The 16531-nt window shown below is 74.3% G+C and carries 18 protein-coding genes; 7 read left to right on the top strand and 11 right to left on the bottom strand.

Annotated elements, in window-relative coordinates; genetic code table 11:
• Positions 1-25: 25 nt before the first annotated feature.
• Positions 26-1402 carry a BTAD domain-containing putative transcriptional regulator gene (locus IF06_RS0116480; RefSeq protein ID WP_232236696.1) on the bottom strand — a complete coding sequence of 459 codons (1377 nt, stop codon included), beginning with the start codon at positions 1400-1402 and terminating at the stop codon, positions 26-28.
• Positions 1403-1569: 167 nt separating this feature from the next.
• Here IF06_RS0116480 and IF06_RS0116475 point away from each other — a divergent pair, with 167 nt between their 5' ends.
• Positions 1570-2100, top strand: coding sequence for a hypothetical protein (locus IF06_RS0116475; RefSeq protein WP_030272028.1), 531 nt, complete (start codon positions 1570-1572; stop codon positions 2098-2100).
• A 37-nt stretch (positions 2101-2137) separates the two neighbouring features.
• Here the strand turns inward: IF06_RS0116475 and ispF are convergent, their stop codons facing one another.
• From ispF to IF06_RS0116460, 3 genes are all read right to left on the bottom strand, one after another.
• Positions 2138-2620 (bottom strand): 2-C-methyl-D-erythritol 2,4-cyclodiphosphate synthase, encoded by a 483-nt coding sequence (gene ispF, locus IF06_RS0116470; protein ID WP_030272026.1) that lies wholly within the window; start codon positions 2618-2620, stop codon positions 2138-2140.
• A 106-nt stretch (positions 2621-2726) separates the two neighbouring features.
• Entirely contained in the window at positions 2727-3422 is a 696-nt protein-coding gene (gene ispD, locus IF06_RS0116465) for a 2-C-methyl-D-erythritol 4-phosphate cytidylyltransferase (protein ID WP_030272024.1), read from the bottom strand.
• 53 nt (positions 3423-3475) lie between these two features.
• Positions 3476-3961, bottom strand: coding sequence for a CarD family transcriptional regulator (locus tag IF06_RS0116460; RefSeq protein ID WP_013288937.1), 486 nt, complete (start codon positions 3959-3961; stop codon positions 3476-3478).
• A 328-nt stretch (positions 3962-4289) separates the two neighbouring features.
• Here IF06_RS0116460 and IF06_RS0116455 point away from each other — a divergent pair, with 328 nt between their 5' ends.
• Positions 4290-4985, top strand: a complete 696-nt coding sequence (locus tag IF06_RS0116455) for a hypothetical protein (RefSeq protein ID WP_030272022.1) — start codon at positions 4290-4292, stop codon at positions 4983-4985.
• 85 nt (positions 4986-5070) lie between these two features.
• Here IF06_RS0116455 and IF06_RS0116450 read toward each other — a convergent pair whose 3' ends face one another.
• The 4 genes from IF06_RS0116450 to IF06_RS0116435 form a co-directional block, all read right to left on the bottom strand.
• Positions 5071-5673 (bottom strand): hypothetical protein, encoded by a 603-nt coding sequence (locus IF06_RS0116450; RefSeq protein ID WP_030272020.1) that lies wholly within the window; start codon positions 5671-5673, stop codon positions 5071-5073.
• 39 nt (positions 5674-5712) lie between these two features.
• Positions 5713-6774, bottom strand: coding sequence for a type III polyketide synthase (locus tag IF06_RS0116445; protein WP_084588819.1), 1062 nt, complete (start codon positions 6772-6774; stop codon positions 5713-5715).
• 157 nt (positions 6775-6931) lie between these two features.
• Positions 6932-8098 carry an acyl-CoA dehydrogenase family protein gene (locus IF06_RS0116440; protein WP_030272018.1) on the bottom strand — a complete coding sequence of 389 codons (1167 nt, stop codon included), beginning with the start codon at positions 8096-8098 and terminating at the stop codon, positions 6932-6934.
• A gap of 41 nt (positions 8099-8139) precedes the next feature.
• Positions 8140-8898, bottom strand: a complete 759-nt coding sequence (locus IF06_RS0116435) for a methyltransferase domain-containing protein (protein ID WP_013475022.1) — start codon at positions 8896-8898, stop codon at positions 8140-8142.
• A 45-nt stretch (positions 8899-8943) separates the two neighbouring features.
• Here IF06_RS0116435 and IF06_RS0116430 point away from each other — a divergent pair, with 45 nt between their 5' ends.
• From IF06_RS0116430 to disA, 4 genes are all read left to right on the top strand, one after another.
• Complete coding sequence (locus IF06_RS0116430) at positions 8944-9774, top strand: UbiA family prenyltransferase (protein WP_030272017.1); 831 nt, start codon at positions 8944-8946, stop codon at positions 9772-9774.
• Between the two features lie 141 nt (positions 9775-9915).
• Positions 9916-10665 (top strand): hypothetical protein, encoded by a 750-nt coding sequence (locus tag IF06_RS0116425; RefSeq protein ID WP_013288944.1) that lies wholly within the window; start codon positions 9916-9918, stop codon positions 10663-10665.
• A 104-nt stretch (positions 10666-10769) separates the two neighbouring features.
• The gene (gene radA / locus IF06_RS0116420) at positions 10770-12218 is read left to right on the top strand and encodes a DNA repair protein RadA (RefSeq protein ID WP_030272015.1); all 1449 of its coding nucleotides are present in this window, start codon (positions 10770-10772) and stop codon (positions 12216-12218) included.
• Positions 12219-12347: 129 nt separating this feature from the next.
• A complete protein-coding gene (disA, locus tag IF06_RS0116415; protein WP_013288946.1) occupies positions 12348-13538 on the top strand; it encodes a DNA integrity scanning diadenylate cyclase DisA in 1191 nt (396 codons plus the stop codon).
• 8 nt (positions 13539-13546) lie between these two features.
• Here disA and IF06_RS0116410 read toward each other — a convergent pair whose 3' ends face one another.
• The 3 genes from IF06_RS0116410 to IF06_RS0116400 form a co-directional block, all read right to left on the bottom strand.
• Positions 13547-14302: a hypothetical protein gene (locus IF06_RS0116410; RefSeq protein ID WP_030272013.1), complete on the bottom strand. Its 756-nt coding sequence runs from the start codon at positions 14300-14302 to the stop codon at positions 13547-13549.
• 105 nt (positions 14303-14407) lie between these two features.
• Complete coding sequence (locus tag IF06_RS0116405) at positions 14408-14971, bottom strand: peptide deformylase (protein WP_013288948.1); 564 nt, start codon at positions 14969-14971, stop codon at positions 14408-14410.
• On the bottom strand, positions 14968-15480 hold the full coding sequence (locus tag IF06_RS0116400) for a glycine cleavage system protein R (protein ID WP_013288949.1): 513 nt from the start codon (positions 15478-15480) through the stop codon (positions 14968-14970). The genes IF06_RS0116405 and IF06_RS0116400 overlap by 4 nt, the downstream gene beginning before the upstream one ends.
• Positions 15481-15576: 96 nt before the next feature.
• On the opposite strand from IF06_RS0116400, the gene IF06_RS0116395 reads away from it, so the two are divergent.
• Positions 15577-16476, top strand: coding sequence for an A/G-specific adenine glycosylase (locus IF06_RS0116395; RefSeq protein WP_030272010.1), 900 nt, complete (start codon positions 15577-15579; stop codon positions 16474-16476).
• The last annotated feature ends 55 nt before the right edge of the window (positions 16477-16531 follow it).

Genomic DNA, 16531 nt, shown 5'->3' with positions numbered 1-16531 from the left:
CCCACCGCGCCGAGGGTGCCCGGCGTCAGGCACTCCGGCAGGACACGCCGGCCCGGCCGCCGCACGTCCCCAGACTGCACCACCGGCGCAGCCCGCTCTCGTCCAGGAACAACCACCCGCACCGCCGGTCCGGGCAGACCCGCACCGTGAACCGGGCCGGATCGGCGAGCAGCTGCGCGCCGCTGAACGCGGCGGCGTGCACCGGCAGCCGCAGCCCGGCCGCCAGGTCCGGCCACCACCTGCCGCGTCCGTCGGTCTCGCGCCGGAAGACGAGCGTACGGGCGGCGGCCTCGGCGGCCCGCGCGACAGTCTCGAAGGCAGCGCCGTCGTCCGGGTCGACCAGGCTGGCGTAGAGCGCGGCGCGGAGCGTACGGGCCTCGTCGAGCACCGCCTCCGCCGCTACCGGGTCACGGCGTGCGAGGTGCAGCAGGCGGTTCGTCGAGACCTCGTCCACCAACCCGACGTGGCCGGCCCAGACGGCGAGGGTCCGGTAGCCGCGCAGCCACTCGGCGCCGGGCAACGGCGGCTCGTGCCCCCACCCGGCGAGGGTGTTGCAGAAGTCCAGGGCCGGGTGGCCGCCCACGCTCCACGGCAGGCTCTCGTCGCCGACCCGGATCTCGTGCATCGGCCGGGCGGCCCGGTCCAGCCGGTCGTCGCCCGCGAGCACCCGGCGCTGCACCTCCCGGAGGCGGGGCCCCGGCTCGACGCCGAAGTCGGCCGCGAGCAGGTCCCGGGTGGCGTTGTAGAGGCGCAGCGCGTCGGCCCGCCGGTCGCCCCGGTACAGGGCGGTCATCAGGACCGCCACGAGGTGTTCCCGCGTCGGGTGCTGGGCGGCCAGCGGCATCAGGTCGGCGACCGCGCGCGTGTGCCGGCCCAGCGCGAGCTGCGCCTCGGCCCGAAGCTCCACGGCGACCAGGCGAAGTTCCTCGACCGTGCCGTGCAGCCGGTCCCGCAGCTCGTCGTCCGCCGCGTCGGCGAGCAACGGCCCACGCCAGAGGGCGAGCGCCCGGTCGAGCGACCGCACCCGCTCGGCGGGATCGGCGGCCCGCCCGGCCGCCCGGACCAGGTCGGCGAACTCGTCGACGTCGACCCGGTGCCCGTCCTCCTCCACCGCGTAGCCCTCGCCCCGGGTGCTGATCCGCACCCCGTACGGGTTGAGCGAGCCCCGCAGCCGCCCGATGTACGTCTGCACCGCGCTCCGGGCCGTGGCCGGCGGCCGGCCGTTCCAGAGCAGGTCGATGAGGCGGTCGGTCGGCACCACCCGGCCCACGTCGAGCAGCAGCACCCCGAGCAGGCAACGCTCCTGACGCCGGCTGCCGACCTCGACCGGCCGGCCGTCGTAGCGGGCCTCGAACGGCCCGAGCAGGCGGAACTCCATACCGAACAGGACGGGTCGGCCCAAGCCCGGGGTTGTCGCCCGACGGTGATCGCGTGGTGAGGAACCCGGCCGGCCGGGTCCGCCCGCTCGACTGTTGCCGCTCGACGCGGTGATCCGGTGGTGACCGGGCCCGGTGATGCTCGCCGCCCGGACCGGCGAGGGATCCGGACCAGCGAGGGATGGAGTGGAATATGCGGTTCAGGATGAGCATCGCGGTGGCGAGCGTCGCGGCGGCGGTGGTCGCGGCCCTACCAGGCTCGGCGTCCGCCGCGCCGGAGCGGCATCCCGCCCCGGGTGCCTGGGAACCGGCGCCCCAGGCGCCGTTCGAGATGCCAGCGGGCGCGCGATGCGAGTTCGCGGTACGGGTCGAGCCGATCGTGGACGAGGTGCGGAAACTGACGATCGAGACCTACCCGGACGGCGCGCCGAAGCGGGAGTTGTTCACCGGCGCTCTGATCAACCGGGTCACGAACCTGGAGACCGGCGCCACCTCGACGGCGGACGCGAGCGGCACCGCCCTCGTCGTCTACGGCACCGACGGCTCGATGACCTGGTACGTGACCGGGCCGGTGCTGCTCGGCTTCCGGGAGAACGCCGGCACCCTGCCGAAGGGGCTGTGGATCGTCGACGGCCGGTTCCGGGTGGAGTTCTCCCCCACCTACGACAAGACGATCACGATGCTCCACGGCACTACCCACAACGTCTGCACCGACGTCGACTGATCGGGTGACGCGGTGGCCGGCGTCCCCGGTCACCGCGTCAGCCGGCCGGAGCCTTGTAGATCAGGGCCACCGCGATCCCGGCCAGCCCTTCCCCGCGCCCGGTGAAGCCGAGGCCGTCGGTGGTGGCCGCGGAGACGGTCACCGGCGCGCCCACCGCCTCGGAGAGCACCCGCTGCGCCTCCTCCCGGCGCGGCCCGATCTTGGGGCGGTTGCCGACGACCTGCACCGACACGTTGCCGATCTGGAAGCCCGCCGCCCGTACCCGGCGTGCGCTCTCGGTCAGCAGCGCCACCCCGGAGGCACCGGCCCACTCCGGCTGGTCCACGCCGAAGTTCGCGCCCAGGTCGCCGAGACCGGCAGCGGAGAGCAGGGCGTTGCAGGCGGCGTGCGCGGCAACGTCGGCGTCGGAGTGACCGGCCAGGCCGTCCTGGTCCGGCCAGTGCAGGCCCGCGACCCAACAGGGCCGCCCGGCCGCGAACGCGTGCACGTCGGTGCCGACAGCCACCCGAGGAACGATCATGACCAGAGGGTACGCACACCTCGGGAGAGATCTTGGTAGCAAAGGGCCCCCATGAGGGCCGTTTCGTACCAAGATCTCGAAGCCCGCGTGCCGCGCGGGCGGCGCGTCAGGCGCCTGTGGTCAGGAGGTGTTCGGCCAAGGCGAGGTCGAACGGGCGGGTGATCTTCAGGGCCAACTCGGAGCCGGGCACGCACATGACCGCGCCGCCCTGCTTCTCGATCAACCCGGCGTCGTCGGTCAGCGCGTCACCGGCGGACCGGTGGGCCGCGACCAGCACCGACCGGCGGAAGCCCTGCGGCGTCTGCACCGCCCGCAGCGCGGACCGGTCGACTGTGCCGAGCACCCGCTCGGTCGCGTCGACCTCCTTGATCGTGTCGACCACCGGCAGTACCGGGATCACCGCGTCGTGCCCGTCGCGGACCGCCGCAGCCACCGTCTCGACCAGGTGGGGCGGGGTGAGCGCGCGGGCCGCGTCGTGCACCAGGACGATCTCCGGACCGGCAGGAACTGCGGCGAGTGCCGCCGCCACCGACGCCTGGCGTTCGGCACCACCGGGGACCACTGTCACCGGGGCCACGGGGGCGAGCATCGCGCGTACCGCCTCGACCTCGGTCGCCGGCGCGGCCACCACGATCGTGTGCACGGAGGGCGCGGCGGCGATCCGGCGGACCGCGTGTACGAGCAGCGGCTCACCGGCGAGCAGCCGGAGCGCCTTCGGGGCGCCGGGTCCGAGGCGCACCCCGGCACCTGCCGCAGGAACGAGGACCGCGACGTCACCGCGCGGATTGAGCTGCGCGGTCACGTCGCGGTCCTCGGATTCGTTCGCTGCGGGGTGGGTAGAGGCAGAGGCGTGGATCAGGCCTCGGTCAGCACCTTGTCGAGCAGCGTCTCGGCCTCGTCCTTGGTGCTCTTCTCCGCCAGCGCGACCTCGCCGACGAGGATGTCACGGGCCTTGGCGAGCATCCGCTTCTCGCCCGCCGACAGGCCCCGCTCCCGCTCCCGGCGCCACAGGTCGCGGACGACCTCGGCCACCTTCAGCGGGTTACCGGAGGCCAGCTTCTCCAGATTCGCCTTGTAACGCCGCGACCAGTTGGTCGGCTCCTCGGTGTGCGGTGCACGGAGCACGTCGAAGACCTTGCCCAGGCCCTCTTCGCCAACCACTTCGCGCACACCCACGATCTCGGCGTTCTCGGCGGGCACCCGGACCGTCAGGTCACCCTGTGCGACCCTCAGGACGAGGTATTCCCTGGGCTCGCCCTTGATGACCCGAGTCTCGATTGCCTCGATGAGTGCGGCCCCGTGGTGGGGGTAAACAACGGTCTCGCCGACACTGAAAACCATAGGTTCGAAACCCCTTTCGCTGTGTCTAGGGTAACACGCTCAGGCACCGATGTCTCACCGCTGTCCTGATCGTTGGCGCAGCTCAGGGGCCCTGTGAGAGGTATTTCTTCAGCTTGACAGGCGGTCAAACCGATGCTTTCGACACGCTCCGTGAGGAACACGTGACAACCCGGTAAGGGGTGACGGGAGCGTCCAGATCTAGGGCAATGCGCTCCTTCCATGGTAGCTCCGCAAGTCCGTCCGCGCCCAGGTGTGGCGTTACGGCGGTCGGTGCGGGACGCTGGTGAGGGACGTGACGTCCGCTCACCGAGACGTTCCTGGGGGTCCGATGGGCGTGCCTGACGCTGACGGCCAGGGGCCGCCGGACGGGCTGCCCGGCCTGCCTCCGGAGTGGGGCCGGGTGGTCGTCCCGGACGACGCCTCGGCGCTCGCCGACGAGGCCCGGCAGGTCCGCCGGGAGCTGCGCCGCGCGCGGCAGGGCTCCGGCCGGCGTGCCGTTCCGGCCCGCCTCGGGCTGCCGGTGCTGATCCTGCTCGTGTCGGTGCTCGTCACGCTCGCCGGGCTGGCCGCCGTCACCTGGCCGCGCACCACCACGCGGTCCGGCGCGCCGACGGTGCTCCCCCGCTCCACCACCGCGCCGCAACCGGTCGGCCCGCTGCCCGCGCTGGACCTGGTCGGCGCGGACGACACGCCGGTACCGCTGCGCAGCCTGCTGCCCGCCATGATCATCCTGGTCGACGCCTGCGCCTGCGCCGAACAGGTCGGCACCGCGGCGCGCGCCGCGCCGCCCGGCGTCACTGTGGTCACCGTGACCGAGGGCCGCAGCGCCGGACCCGCGAGCGTCCCCGGGGTACGCCCGCTCGGCGACCCGGCCGGCGGCCTGCGCTCCTACCTGCACCTGTCCGCCCACCCCGGCACCGCCGCCGCGCTGCTCGTGGACCGGCAGGGCTCGCTGGTCCGTGTGGTGCCGGAGCTGGGTCCGCTGTCGGACTACGGCGCCGACCTGGCCCGGCTGGGCAGCTGACAGGCCGGTCCGGGAGCGCCGCCAGGGCGGCTGAGCTGCCGGCCCGAGGAGGCGGGAGCCGCCGGTGCCCGGCGCGCGACGGCTGTCAGTAGAGCGCTTCGAGCCGGGCGTCCAGCTCGGCCCGGCCGCGTACACCGGTGAACCGCACCAGCACCGGCGCGCCGGTGCCGCCCAGGAAGGGCAGCTCCAGTCGCCCGCCGCAGCGGAGGAACCGCCGCGCGTCGCCGGTCCCGGTGCCGGACAGCTGCACGGCGATCGACCCGTCCCCGGAGCAGCTCACCGTCAGCCGGTAGTCGTCGCCCCGCGAGGGATTCACCTGCCGTACGACGGGCGGCCCGTCCGGCGTCAGGTCGGACGTCTCCCGCCACACCACGTGCGACACCTGGAGCACACGCGAGGTGCCGTCGTCCTCGACCCGGATCACCACTGACCGGTCCGGCGCCGTCGCCGGGGCACGGAGTGCCCGGGGCGTCGGGTCGCGCCCCGGTCGTGCCGGCCAGGCGTCGCCGGTCGACGGGTCGACCCGCCAGGTTCGGGCGACGGGTTCGGCGCTCGCGGGCGGCGCCGGCACGGCCGTGACCGCACCCGGCTCGGGTGCCGCCGACCGCCACCAGGCCGCACCGGCCGCCAGCGCCAGAACGGTCAGGACGGTCAGCGGTACCCGTCCGTCCCGCTCGTCGAAGGCCATGACGGCAGCGTATCCGTGCGGCCCGGGCGGGGCGAGCCGTCAGCCCATCCGTTCCAGCAGCACCGCGTAGAGCGTCAGGCCCGGTCCGAACGCGAGCATCACCACCCAGCGCGGCGGCGACGGCTCCGTACGCCACAGCCGGTCCAGGATCAGCAGCACGGTCGGGGACGAGCAGTTGCCGTGCTCGGCGAGCGTCCCCCGGGAGGCGGCGAGCCCGTCCGATGGCAGCGCCAGCTCACGCTCCACCACGTTGAGGATCCGCGGACCGCCCGGATGCACCGCCCAGCCGTCCACGTCGGAGCGCTCGCACCCGTGCCGCGCCAGCAGCTCGTCGATCAGCGTCCGCACGTGCCGGGACAGGACCTGCGGCACCTTCGGCGACAGCCCCATCCGGAAACCGGTGTCGGTGACGTCCCAGGTCATGTGGTCGGCGGTGGAGGTGTCGGTGACCGAGGTGACCTCGCGCAGCGCGTACCCCCGGCCGCCGGGGACGACCACGGCGGCGACCGCGGCGTCCGAGAACAGCGCGTGGGAGACGATCTGCTGGGTGTCCACCCGGGCACCAGGCGGCTGGATGTGCAGGCTGGTCAGCTCCGCGCAGAGCAGCAGCGCCGGTCGCCCGCGGGCGGTGACGAAGTCGCTCGCCGCGCCCAGCCCGGGCAGGGCCGCGTAACAGCCCATGTGCCCGACGAACATGCGCTGGGTGCTCGGCGACATCCCCAGATCCCGGGCGAGCAGGATGTCCAGCCCCGGGGTGGCGTACCCGGTGCACGAGCAGACGATGAACAGCCCGATGTCGGAGGCGTCCAGGCCGGCGGCGGTGAGAGCCCGGCTGACCGCCTCCTTGCCCAGCGGCAGCGCCTCGACCTGGTAGCGGCGCATCCGGCGCTCGGTCGGCCACTCCGAGACGTCCTCCAGCAGCGGGTTGACCGCCGCCTGCCGCCGGGTCACGCCCGAGTTCGCGAAGATCCGCTCGGCCAGCGCCCGGGTGTTCCCCTGGAAGTGCTTCGCGAAGAAGCCCGTCCACAGTTCGTCCTGCATCGCAGCCGGCGGTTGTGCCGTACCCAGACCCGCGATCACCGGTATGCCCACGTCCCCCACCCCTGAGCCCTCCCTCACCTCTCGCACCGACTCCTGGTCACCGTGCCGCTTCTCGTTCGCGACTGCGGGGCTCGCAGAACCGGCTCACTCCTCGCGCTCACCGTGCCGCTTTTCGTTCGCGACTGCGGGGCTCGCAAAACCGGCTCACTCCTCGCGCTCACCAACGAGGGAGCGCGCTGTCCCGGTCCGGGTCGCCGCCCAGTGCGGCGATGCCGAGCCAGTCGGCGCACACGTCGGACGTGGCCGGATGCAGCGAGCCGCAGCGGGCGTCCCGGTAGAGCCGCTCCAGCGGATGCCCGCGGCGGGTCGCCGACGTACCGGCCGCCTCCAGCATGGAGGCCGCCACCTCGGCGGCTGTGGTGCCGGCGAGCAGCTTGGCCCGCCACACCCAGCGGTTCGTCTCGGCGTCGCCGGGCGCCTCGTCGACCCGGCGGGCCGCCTCGGCGACCACCAGTTCGGCGGCGGCGGTGGCCGCGTCGGCCCGGCCCAGGCGGGCCCGCACCGCAGGCAGCCCGGCGAGGTTGCGGGCGTTGAGGTGCTCGGCCGCGGCGTCGATGGCGGCCCGGGCCACGCCGACGTAGACCGCCGCGTAGCTCGCCACCAGCCAGTGCGGCATGAGCTGGGCGACGACCAGGGCCAGCCCTTCGACGCCGCCGAGCAGCCGGTCGGCCGGGACCGCCACGTCCAGGTGCACGTCGTGCGAGGAGGTGGCCCGCATGCCGAGCGAGTCCCAGGTGGGCTCGACGGTGATCCCCTCTCCGGCCGGGACCAGGAACTGCGACACCACGGACTGGTCGGCGGCGCTGCGGGCGGCCACCAGGTAGCCGTCCGGGTGGCCGGCGCCGGAGCAGAACGTCTTGCTGCCCTTGATGTGCCAGCCGCCGTCGACCGGCTCGTAGACGGTGCTGAGCTGGGACAACCGGGCGCCGGCGCCGCGTTCGCTCATCGCGACCGCGTACCAGGCGCCGTCGGCCGCCGCGCGCAGCAGCCGGTCCCGCGCCGCCAGCGCCTCGTCCGGTACGCCGAGCGCCTCGGCCAGTTCCTCGGTGACCGCGCCGAGCGCCCCGGTGACCGAGGCGTGCATGTTGAACACCAGCGCGGTCGCGCCGTTGCCACGGGCCAGTTCGGTGGCGACAGCGGCGTACTCGGCGAAGCTCGCGCCCGTACCGCCCAGCTCGGGGGGCACCATCAGGCCGAACAGCCCTGCTGCCCGCAGGTCCGCGAAGTCGTCCACGGGGAACGAGCCGTCGCGGTCGTGCTCGGCCGCGCGGGCGGCCAGTCGCGGCGCCAACCGGCGGGCCGCCTCCAGCGCGTGCACAGTCATGTCGCCCCCTTCTCGGCGTCCTTTACCCCGGGCGGCCCCGGCTACCCGCCCCGGCGCCCCCAGCCCTGGTACAGCACCGCCGTCGACCGGGTCGGCACGATGCGCGGTTCGGTCCTGCCCGGACGGTCGGCACCGCCGCGCATGCGGCGCAGCAGCCAGGCCAGCGTGCCGCCCAGCTCCGGCCGGACCCCGCGCACCGTCAACGACACGCCGTGCCGGGCACACTCGGCGACCAGCGCGCGGGCGTCGACGAACAACCGCGGATCGTGGATGCCGCGCGGCACTGTGGGCAGCCGTTCGCCCAGCTCCACAGCGATCAGCCGGGCCGGCAGCGTGTCGTTGAGCGTGTCCAGCACCAGCAGGCCGCCCGGGCGCAGCAGCCGGCACGCCTCGGCGACCGCCCGCCGCCAGTCCGGTACGTGCTCCAGCAGCTCACCGGCGGAGACCACCGCCGCGCAGCCGTCGGCCAGCGGCACCGCCGTCGCGTCGGCCTGGACCACCGTCACGCCGTGCGCGGCGGCCTGGTCGAGCGCGGAGCGGGTCAGGTCGACGCCGACGTGGCGGTAACCCTTGCCGGCCAGGTGCGGCGCCAGCAGCCCGGCGCCACAGCCCAGGTCGACGAGCAGGTCGTCCGGCGTGGACGCCGCTGGTACCAGCGCCGCCCGGGCCCGGGCCAGCCAGTGCAGCATCGCGAACGCGCCGTCCGGCCGCCACCACTCGCCGGCCAGGTCGTCGTACTGCCGGGGGTCGTTCGGCGGCAGCACCCGGTACGGAGTGGACACCGGCGACGCGTCGGGCATGCGTCGAGCGTGGCACGACTGCCCGGTAACGACCAGACTTCCCTTATGTCGACACGGGTGTTAGGGCTGGTCAGGGCGAGCCATCCGGAGCCCGCGGCGGCGGTCACCGTGGTCGCCGCGCTGCTCGCCGCCGGTGTCGGGCACTCGGCGGCGGGTGTCGTGCTCGTGGCGCTGACGGTGCTGGCCAGCCAGCTCGCGGTCGGGTGGAGCAACGACCTGATCGACGCCGAGCGGGACGCCGCTGTGGGGCGTACCGACAAACCGGTGACCACCGGCGAGGTCGCCCGGACGACGCTGGCCCGGGCCACGGCGGTGGCCGCCGTCGCCGTGCCGGTGCTCGCGCTGGCCGGCGGCCCGGCCGCGGCGGCCTGCGCCACGCTGGGCCTCGTCTCCGCGCTGCTCTACAACCGGCCGCTGAAGTCGACGCCGGTGTCGGTGCTGCCCTACGCGGTCTCGTTCGGCGCGCTGCCCGCGTTCGTGGTGCTGGCGCTGCCCGGCTCGCCGGTGCCCCCAGCCTGGCTGGTGGCAGCCGCCGCGCTGCTCGGCGCCGGCGCGCACTTCGCGAACGTGCTGCCGGACCTGGCCGACGACGCCCGGACCGGGGTGCGCGGCCTGCCGCACCGGCTCGGGCCGGTGGGCAGCCGGCTGGCCGCCGCCGGGCTGCTGCTCGCGGCCACCGTCGCGCTGGTCCTCGGCCCGCCCGGGCCGCCGTCGTGGACCGGCCTGTCGGCGGTCGCCGCCGCCGTGGCCGTGCCGGCGGTCGGCTGGTACGCGGGACGCGCGACAGCCGGACGCTCGGCGACCGCCTTCCGGGCGGTCCTGGTGGTGGCGCTCATCGATGTGGTGCTGCTGGTGACGAGCGGCCGGGTGGTCTGAGGAGTCCACTCCGAGGTGGCATTGCCGGGTCCGCGTGCGGGCCTCGATCAGCTCCAACTACCCTGGAGCGCGGTCTGCGCGGGTATGGCCACCCCGTGCCCGGTGGTCGACCGGGCGGGGATCGTGACGAGGAGGACCGACGTGACGCGCTCGATCAGGGGTTCCCGGGGGCCGGCCCTGCTGCTGGCCGGCACGGCGGCGGCGAGCCTGCTGCTGTCCGGGTGCGGCGCCGGGCAGATTTCCGAGACCGCCAACAAGATCCCGTCGGTACAGGGCGTCAACGTCCAGACCTCCGACAACCTCTTCAAGGTACGCGGGCTCTACGTGCAGTTCCCGGGCCCGAAGGGCTACGAGGCCGGGTCGAACGCGCCGGTCAACGTGGTGATCTACAACGACAGCGAGAAGCCGGTGACAGTGACGGTCACCACCGACAGCGCGCGGGAGATCGTGCTCACCGGCTCCGGCGCGGGTGAGAGTGGCGCGGCCACCCCGACCGGTTCGCCCACCGAGCCGGTCACCACCTCGCCGACCGCGAGCGACCCGAGCGCGTCGCCGAGCCAGTCGCTGGAGGTGACCGGGTCGCCGTCGGCCAGCCCGTCGCCGAGCGAGAGCGAGTCCGCGCCCGCCGGTCAGCCGGCCCGGATCGAGATCCCGGCCCTCAGCTACGCCCAGCTCAACGCCGGCAACCCGCGGTTCCTCCAGCTCGTCGGCCTGAACGAGAAGCTGCTCGTCGGCCAGCAGGTCAACCTGACCTTCGACTTCGGCGACGGCAAGGTCGTCAAGACCCCGGCGCCGATCGGCATCCCGCTGACCCCGGAGGCCACGCCGTCGAAGATCGTGAACCCGCGTGAGCACGCGGGTGAGGACGGCGGCGCCGAGGGCGGCCACTGACCTCTCCCCTCCTTCCGTCGGCACCGCCGCCGTGGCCAGCGCCACGCCGGCGGTGTCGCCGTTTCGGGTGGGCTTTCGTCGTACGGGCCGGTTAGCGTCCGGTGGTGACCACGCCCCGATCGACCCCCTCCCGTGCCGGCGCCGGCCGCGGTCGCGCCGCCACCCGCGAACCCCGCCCGGCCTACGAGTGCGACGCCTGCGGCCACCAGCCCCCGAAGTGGGTGGGCCGGTGCCCCGAGTGCGGCGAGTGGGGTTCGGTGGTCGAGTGCACGGTCACCGGCCCGATGGTCTCCGGCCGGGTGGTCAGCTCGCGGATGCCGGCCGAACCGGCCCGGCCGATCGCCACGATCAGCGCCGCGCCCGCCCGGGCCCGTCCCACCGGTGTGAGCGAGCTCGACCGGGTGCTCGGCGGCGGCCTGGTCCCCGGCGCTGTGGTGCTGCTCGCCGGTGAGCCCGGGGTGGGCAAGTCGACGCTGCTGCTCGACGTGGCCCAGCAGTGGGCGGCCGGTGCCGGCAGCCCGTCGCTGGTGGTCAGCGGCGAGGAGTCGGTCAGCCAGGTGCGGCTGCGCGCCGAGCGGATGGGCACCCTGCACGACCAGCTCTATCTGGCCGCCGAGAGCGACCTGTCGGCGGTGCTCGGCCACCTCGACGCGGTCAAGCCGGGGCTGCTGGTGCTCGACTCGGTGCAGACCATCTCGACCACCGGCACCGAGGGCGTGCCGGGCGGCGTCACCCAGGTCCGCGCGGTCACCGCCGCCCTGGTCGCGGTGGCCAAGGAGCGCGGCATCGCCACCGTGCTGGTCGGGCACGTCACCAAGGACGGCCAGGTGGCCGGTCCTCGCGTGCTGGAGCACCTGGTCGACGTGGTGCTGCACTTCGAGGGCGACAAGCACTCCTCGCTGCGCATGGTGCGCGGCGTGAAGAACCGCTTCGGCGCGGCCGACGAGGTGGGCTGCTTCGAGATGCACGAGGGCGGCATCAGCAGCCTGGCCGACCCGTCCGGCCTGTTCCTGACCCGCTACTCCGAACCGGTGCCGGGCACCTGCGTGACGGTGGCGATGGAGGGGCGCCGGGCGCTGGTGACCGAGGTGCAGGCGCTGATCGGGGCCACCGTGGCCGGCTCGCCGCGGCGTACCGTCTCCGGCCTCGACAGCGCCCGGCTGGCGATGGTCCTCGCGGTGCTCCAGCGCCGCACCGAGCGGCTCACGCTGCACGACCGGGAGGTCTTCGCCGCCACCGTCGGCGGCATCCGGGTGGTGGAGCCGGCAGCCGACCTGGCGGTGGCGCTCGCTGTCGCCTCCGGCGGGCTCAACCTGGCGCTCAACCCGCATCTGGTGGCCATCGGCGAGGTGGGTCTCACCGGCGAGGTCCGTCGCGTCGGCGCGGTGCCCCGGCGGCTGGCCGAGGCCGCCCGGCTCGGCTTCCGGCTGGCCCTCGTGCCGCCCGGGTGCGGGCCGGAGAGCAGCGGCGCCGGGCCGGAGAACATGCGCGTGATCGAGGTCACTGACGTGCGTGCCGCACTCCAGGCGGCCGCCCGCGCGTCGGCGGAGTGACACGGTGGCATCCGCCGGGCGTTTCCGGGCAGGCCACGCAGGCCGCGCCGACCCGCCCGAGCCGGGCATCGTGACACATCACAGTAACCACGAGAGCACCCACCGCATGGCAGTCCGTAGACTGTGCCCGTGCCGATCGACCGCGATGCCACCAAGCCCGCAACGGCGACGCCGCACGCCCGTACCGGCGCCGTGAGCGGCAACCCCGCTCGTGCCATCAGCGTGAGCGTCAACGGAAGCGTCGGCGGCGGGGCCGGCGCCGATCCGCTGCGCGCCAACCTCGCCCTGATGGCTCCCGGCACCGCCCTGCGGGACGGCCTGGAGCGGATCCTGCGCGGCCGCACCGGCGCGCTGATCGTGCTCGGCTACGACAAGGTGGTCGAGCAGATCTGCACCGGCGGCTTCCCGATGGACGTGGAGTTCTCCGCCACCCGGGTCCGTGAGCTGTGCAAGATGGACGGCGCGGTGGTGCTGTCGAGCGACGGCACCCGGATCGTGCAGGCCGGCGCGCACCTGATGCCGGACCCGTCCATCCCCACCGAGGAGTCCGGCACCCGGCACCGCACCGCCGAGCGGGTGGCCCGGCAGACCGGATACCCGGTCATCTCGGTCAGCCAGTCGATGCGGATCATCAGCCTCTACGTCAACGGTCAGCGGCACGTGCTCGACGACTCGGCGGCCATCCTGTCCCGCGCCAACCAGGCGCTCGCCACGCTGGAGCGCTACAAGCTGCGGCTGGACGAGGTCTCCGGCACGCTCTCCGCGCTGGAGATCGAGGATCTGGTCACCGTCCGCGACGCGGTGGCGGTGGTGCAGCGGCTGGAGATGGTCCGGCGGATCGCCGACGAGATCGCCGGCTACGTGGTGGAGCTGGGCACCGACGGCCGCCTGCTGGCCCTTCAGCTCGACGAGCTGATGGCCGGCGTGGACGCCGACCGCACCCTGGTCATCCGCGACTACCTGCCGACCGGCCGCAAGTCGCGCACGCTCGACGAGGCGCTCGTCGAGCTCGACCTGCTCAGCGCCACCGAGCTCATCGACCTCGTGGCCGTGGCGAAGGCGATCGGCTACCCGTCCGCCTCAGACGCGCTCGACGCGGCGGTCAGCCCGCGCGGGTTCCGCCTGCTGGCCAAGGTGCCCCGGCTGCCGGTCGCCGTCGTCGACCGGCTGGTGGTGCACTTCGGCAGCCTCCAGCGGCTGCTCGGCGCGACAGTGGAAGACCTCCAGGCGGTCGAGGGCGTGGGCGACGCCCGTGCCCGTGGCGTCCGCGAGGGCCTGTCCCGGCTCGCCGAGGCCAGCATCCTCGAACGGTACGTCTGACCGACCGCTCAGCCGGTGATGGTCAGCTTCACCGGCTCGCTGATCTTGGTGCCGACGCGGGCGAACACCTGGTACGCGCCGATCGCGGCGAAGTCGCCGCCGGCCAGCCCGCTCGCGCACCTGTTGTCCAGCCGGCCGTTCCAGCCCAGCTCGTAGGAGCGCTCGAAGTTCGGCGTGAACGACTGGACGTCCGAGCCCTTGCCTGTGCCGCAGGTGTCCGACGACCAGATCTTCTCCGCGCCCGACTTGACGTACAGCTCCTGGAGGTCGGCGCCGACGTCGCGGCTGCACGTACGGTTCGACACGTTCTTGACCTTCAGGCGCAGCGTGACCACAGTGCCCCGCTGGGCGGTCGGCGGCACCGCCACCGGCGTCACCAGCAGCTCGGAGTCGGTGCAGGTGCCGTCGTCGGAGACCGGCTGACCGGTCGCGCCACCGTTGCCGGTGCCGCCCCCGTTGTTCGCGCCCCCGCCGTCGTTCCCGCCGCCGGTGTTCCCGCCGCCGTTGTTCGCGCCGCCGCCCCCGGTGTCGCCCGGTGCCGGTGACGGGCTGCCCGACTGCGGAGTCAGCACCGAGCCGGACGGGTCGGGCTGAGCCCCGGCGGAACCGGTCGGGGACGGGTCGGTGCCCGGCGCGCCGGTGTTGCGATCCGTACCGGTGCAGGAATACAGCAGGACAATCAGGAAGAGCAGCCCCGCTCCGAGCACGACGGCACGACGCCGCCAGTACACGGCAGGGGGCAGGGGGCCGACCGTCAGACGCATGATGCGCCTACCGTAGCCGCGCGGCGCACGGCTCGCCGGTCCGACGCGCCGGGAACCCGCCGCCGTACGGCCACCGTCGTCCACACTGGATTCCTACCGCCACCGTCAGAGGTAGACCTTGCGCTGGTAGATCGCGTGCGCGCCGGCCACCCGGTCGAGGAAGAGCAGCCCCGCGCAGTGGTCGATCTCGTGCTGGAGCGCCCGCGCCTCGAAGCCGTCCGTCACCAGGCGGACCGGCTCGCCGCTGCCGGGAAGCGCACCCTCGACGACCAGGCGGCTGGCCCGCTTCACGTCGCCGGTCAGGTCCGGCACCGACATGCAGCCCTCCCGGCCGGCCTTCCACCGGGACGCCTCCACCACGCGCGCGTTGCAGAGCACGAACGTGCCGTGCACGGTGACCGCCTTCGGATGCCCCGTCACGTCCACCGCGAACACCTGCGCGCTCACCCCGACCTGCGGCGCCGCCAGTCCCACGCAACCGGGCGAGACGCGCATGGTGGCCACCAGGTCGGCGGCGAGGCGCACCACCTCGGCAGACGTCGGGTCGACCTCCGGGCCCGGTCGGCTCAGCACCGGCTCCGGCGCGGTGACCACCGCCCGTACCGCGCCGGGGATGCCGAGCTTCTCCGGGGTCCAGCCGCCCAGGCCCGCGTACTCCGGCCCGGTCACAGCAGATCCGTGTCCGCCGGGCGGAGGCTGACCCCCACGCCCAGCTCCGCGGCGACCCGGGTGAGCCGGCCGGCCACCTCGTCCGACACACCGGGCGGCAACTCAACCTCGGCCACCACCACGTAGAGCGAACCGGTGAGCCGGGTGCTCAGGTCGGTCACGTTCCCGCCCGCGTCGGTGAGCACCCGGGTCATCGCCGCGACGATGCCCATCCGGTCGGCGCCGTGCACCGCGAGCACGTACGGCTCCCCGGTGGGCTCGCTGCCGCCGTCGGGCGTGACCGCGCGTACGGTCGCCAGCAGGTGCCCGTCGGCGGCGAGCGGGGCCAGCGCGGCCTCGACGTCGGCGGCGGCCGGGCCCACGCAGATCAGCGTCATCGCGAAGTGTCCACGCAGCCGGGTCATCGTCGAGTCGGTGAGGTTCGCGCCGAGCCGGGCGAGGACCTCCGCGACGTCGGCCACGATGCCCGGCCGGTCCCGGCCGATGACGGTGATCGCGAGCTCGTTCATTCGGACATTCTGCCCCGTCGCCCATGATCGATCGCGCCCGGCCACCCGGCCCGCCCAACCTGCGGGAAAGACAGCCGTGACATGATCGGCGACGCGATGTCCGATCCCACATTCGCCACCCAGGTCAGCCGGTGGTACGAGCGCAACGCCCGCGACCTGCCCTGGCGCAAGCCCGGCATCGGCGCCTGGGCGATCCTGGTCAGCGAGGTCATGCTCCAGCAGACCCCCGTGGTCCGGGTGGTACCGGCCTGGGAGGCGTGGCTGGCGCGCTGGCCCGAGCCGCGCGCCCTCGCCGAGGACACCCCGGCCGAGGCGATCCGGATGTGGGGACGGCTCGGCTACCCCCGCCGGGCGGTACGCCTGCGCGAGTGCGCGGCGGCGATCGTGGAGCGCCACGGCGGCGTGGTGCCCGACCGGCTCGATCAACTGCTGGCGCTACCCGGTGTCGGCACGTACACGGCCCGCGCGGTCGCCGCGTTCGCGTACGGGCAGCGGCACCCGGTGGTGGACACGAACGTCCGGCGCGTGGTGTGCCGGGCGATCGCCGGAGAACCCGACGCCGGCCCCACCACCCGCCCGGCCGACCTGGTCGCCACCGAGGAACTGCTGCCGATCGAGCCGGCTGACGCCGCGCTGGCCAGCGCCGCCTTCATGGAACTCGGCGCTGTCGTCTGCACCGCCCGCGCGCCGCGCTGCGCGATCTGCCCGATCGAGTCGAGCTGTGCCTGGCGGGCTTCTGGACAGGCCGCTCCCACGGGACCGACCCGTCGGCCGCAGCGTTACGCCGGCACCGACCGGCAGGTACGCGGACTGCTGCTCGCGGTGCTGCGGGAGTCCACCGGCCCGGTGCCGCACCAGCGGCTGGACCAGGTCTGGCACGACGACGTGCAGCGGGCGCGAGCGCTGGCCGGCCTGGTCACCGACGGCCTGGTGGAACCGGTGGGCCAGGAGTCGTTCCGCCTGGCCGGAGACGGCCCCGCCGTCCCCCTCCCCTGACCGCCCCCGCCCCACCCCCGCCCGCCCTCGGCTCGCCCCCCGCCCCGCCCTCGGC

The sequence above is a fragment of the Micromonospora globosa genome (assembly GCF_000717585.1).
In the GTDB taxonomy this organism is placed as follows: Bacteria; Actinomycetota; Actinomycetes; order Mycobacteriales; family Micromonosporaceae; genus Micromonospora; species Micromonospora aurantiaca.
This window is presented reverse-complemented; position numbering and strand designations above follow the sequence as displayed.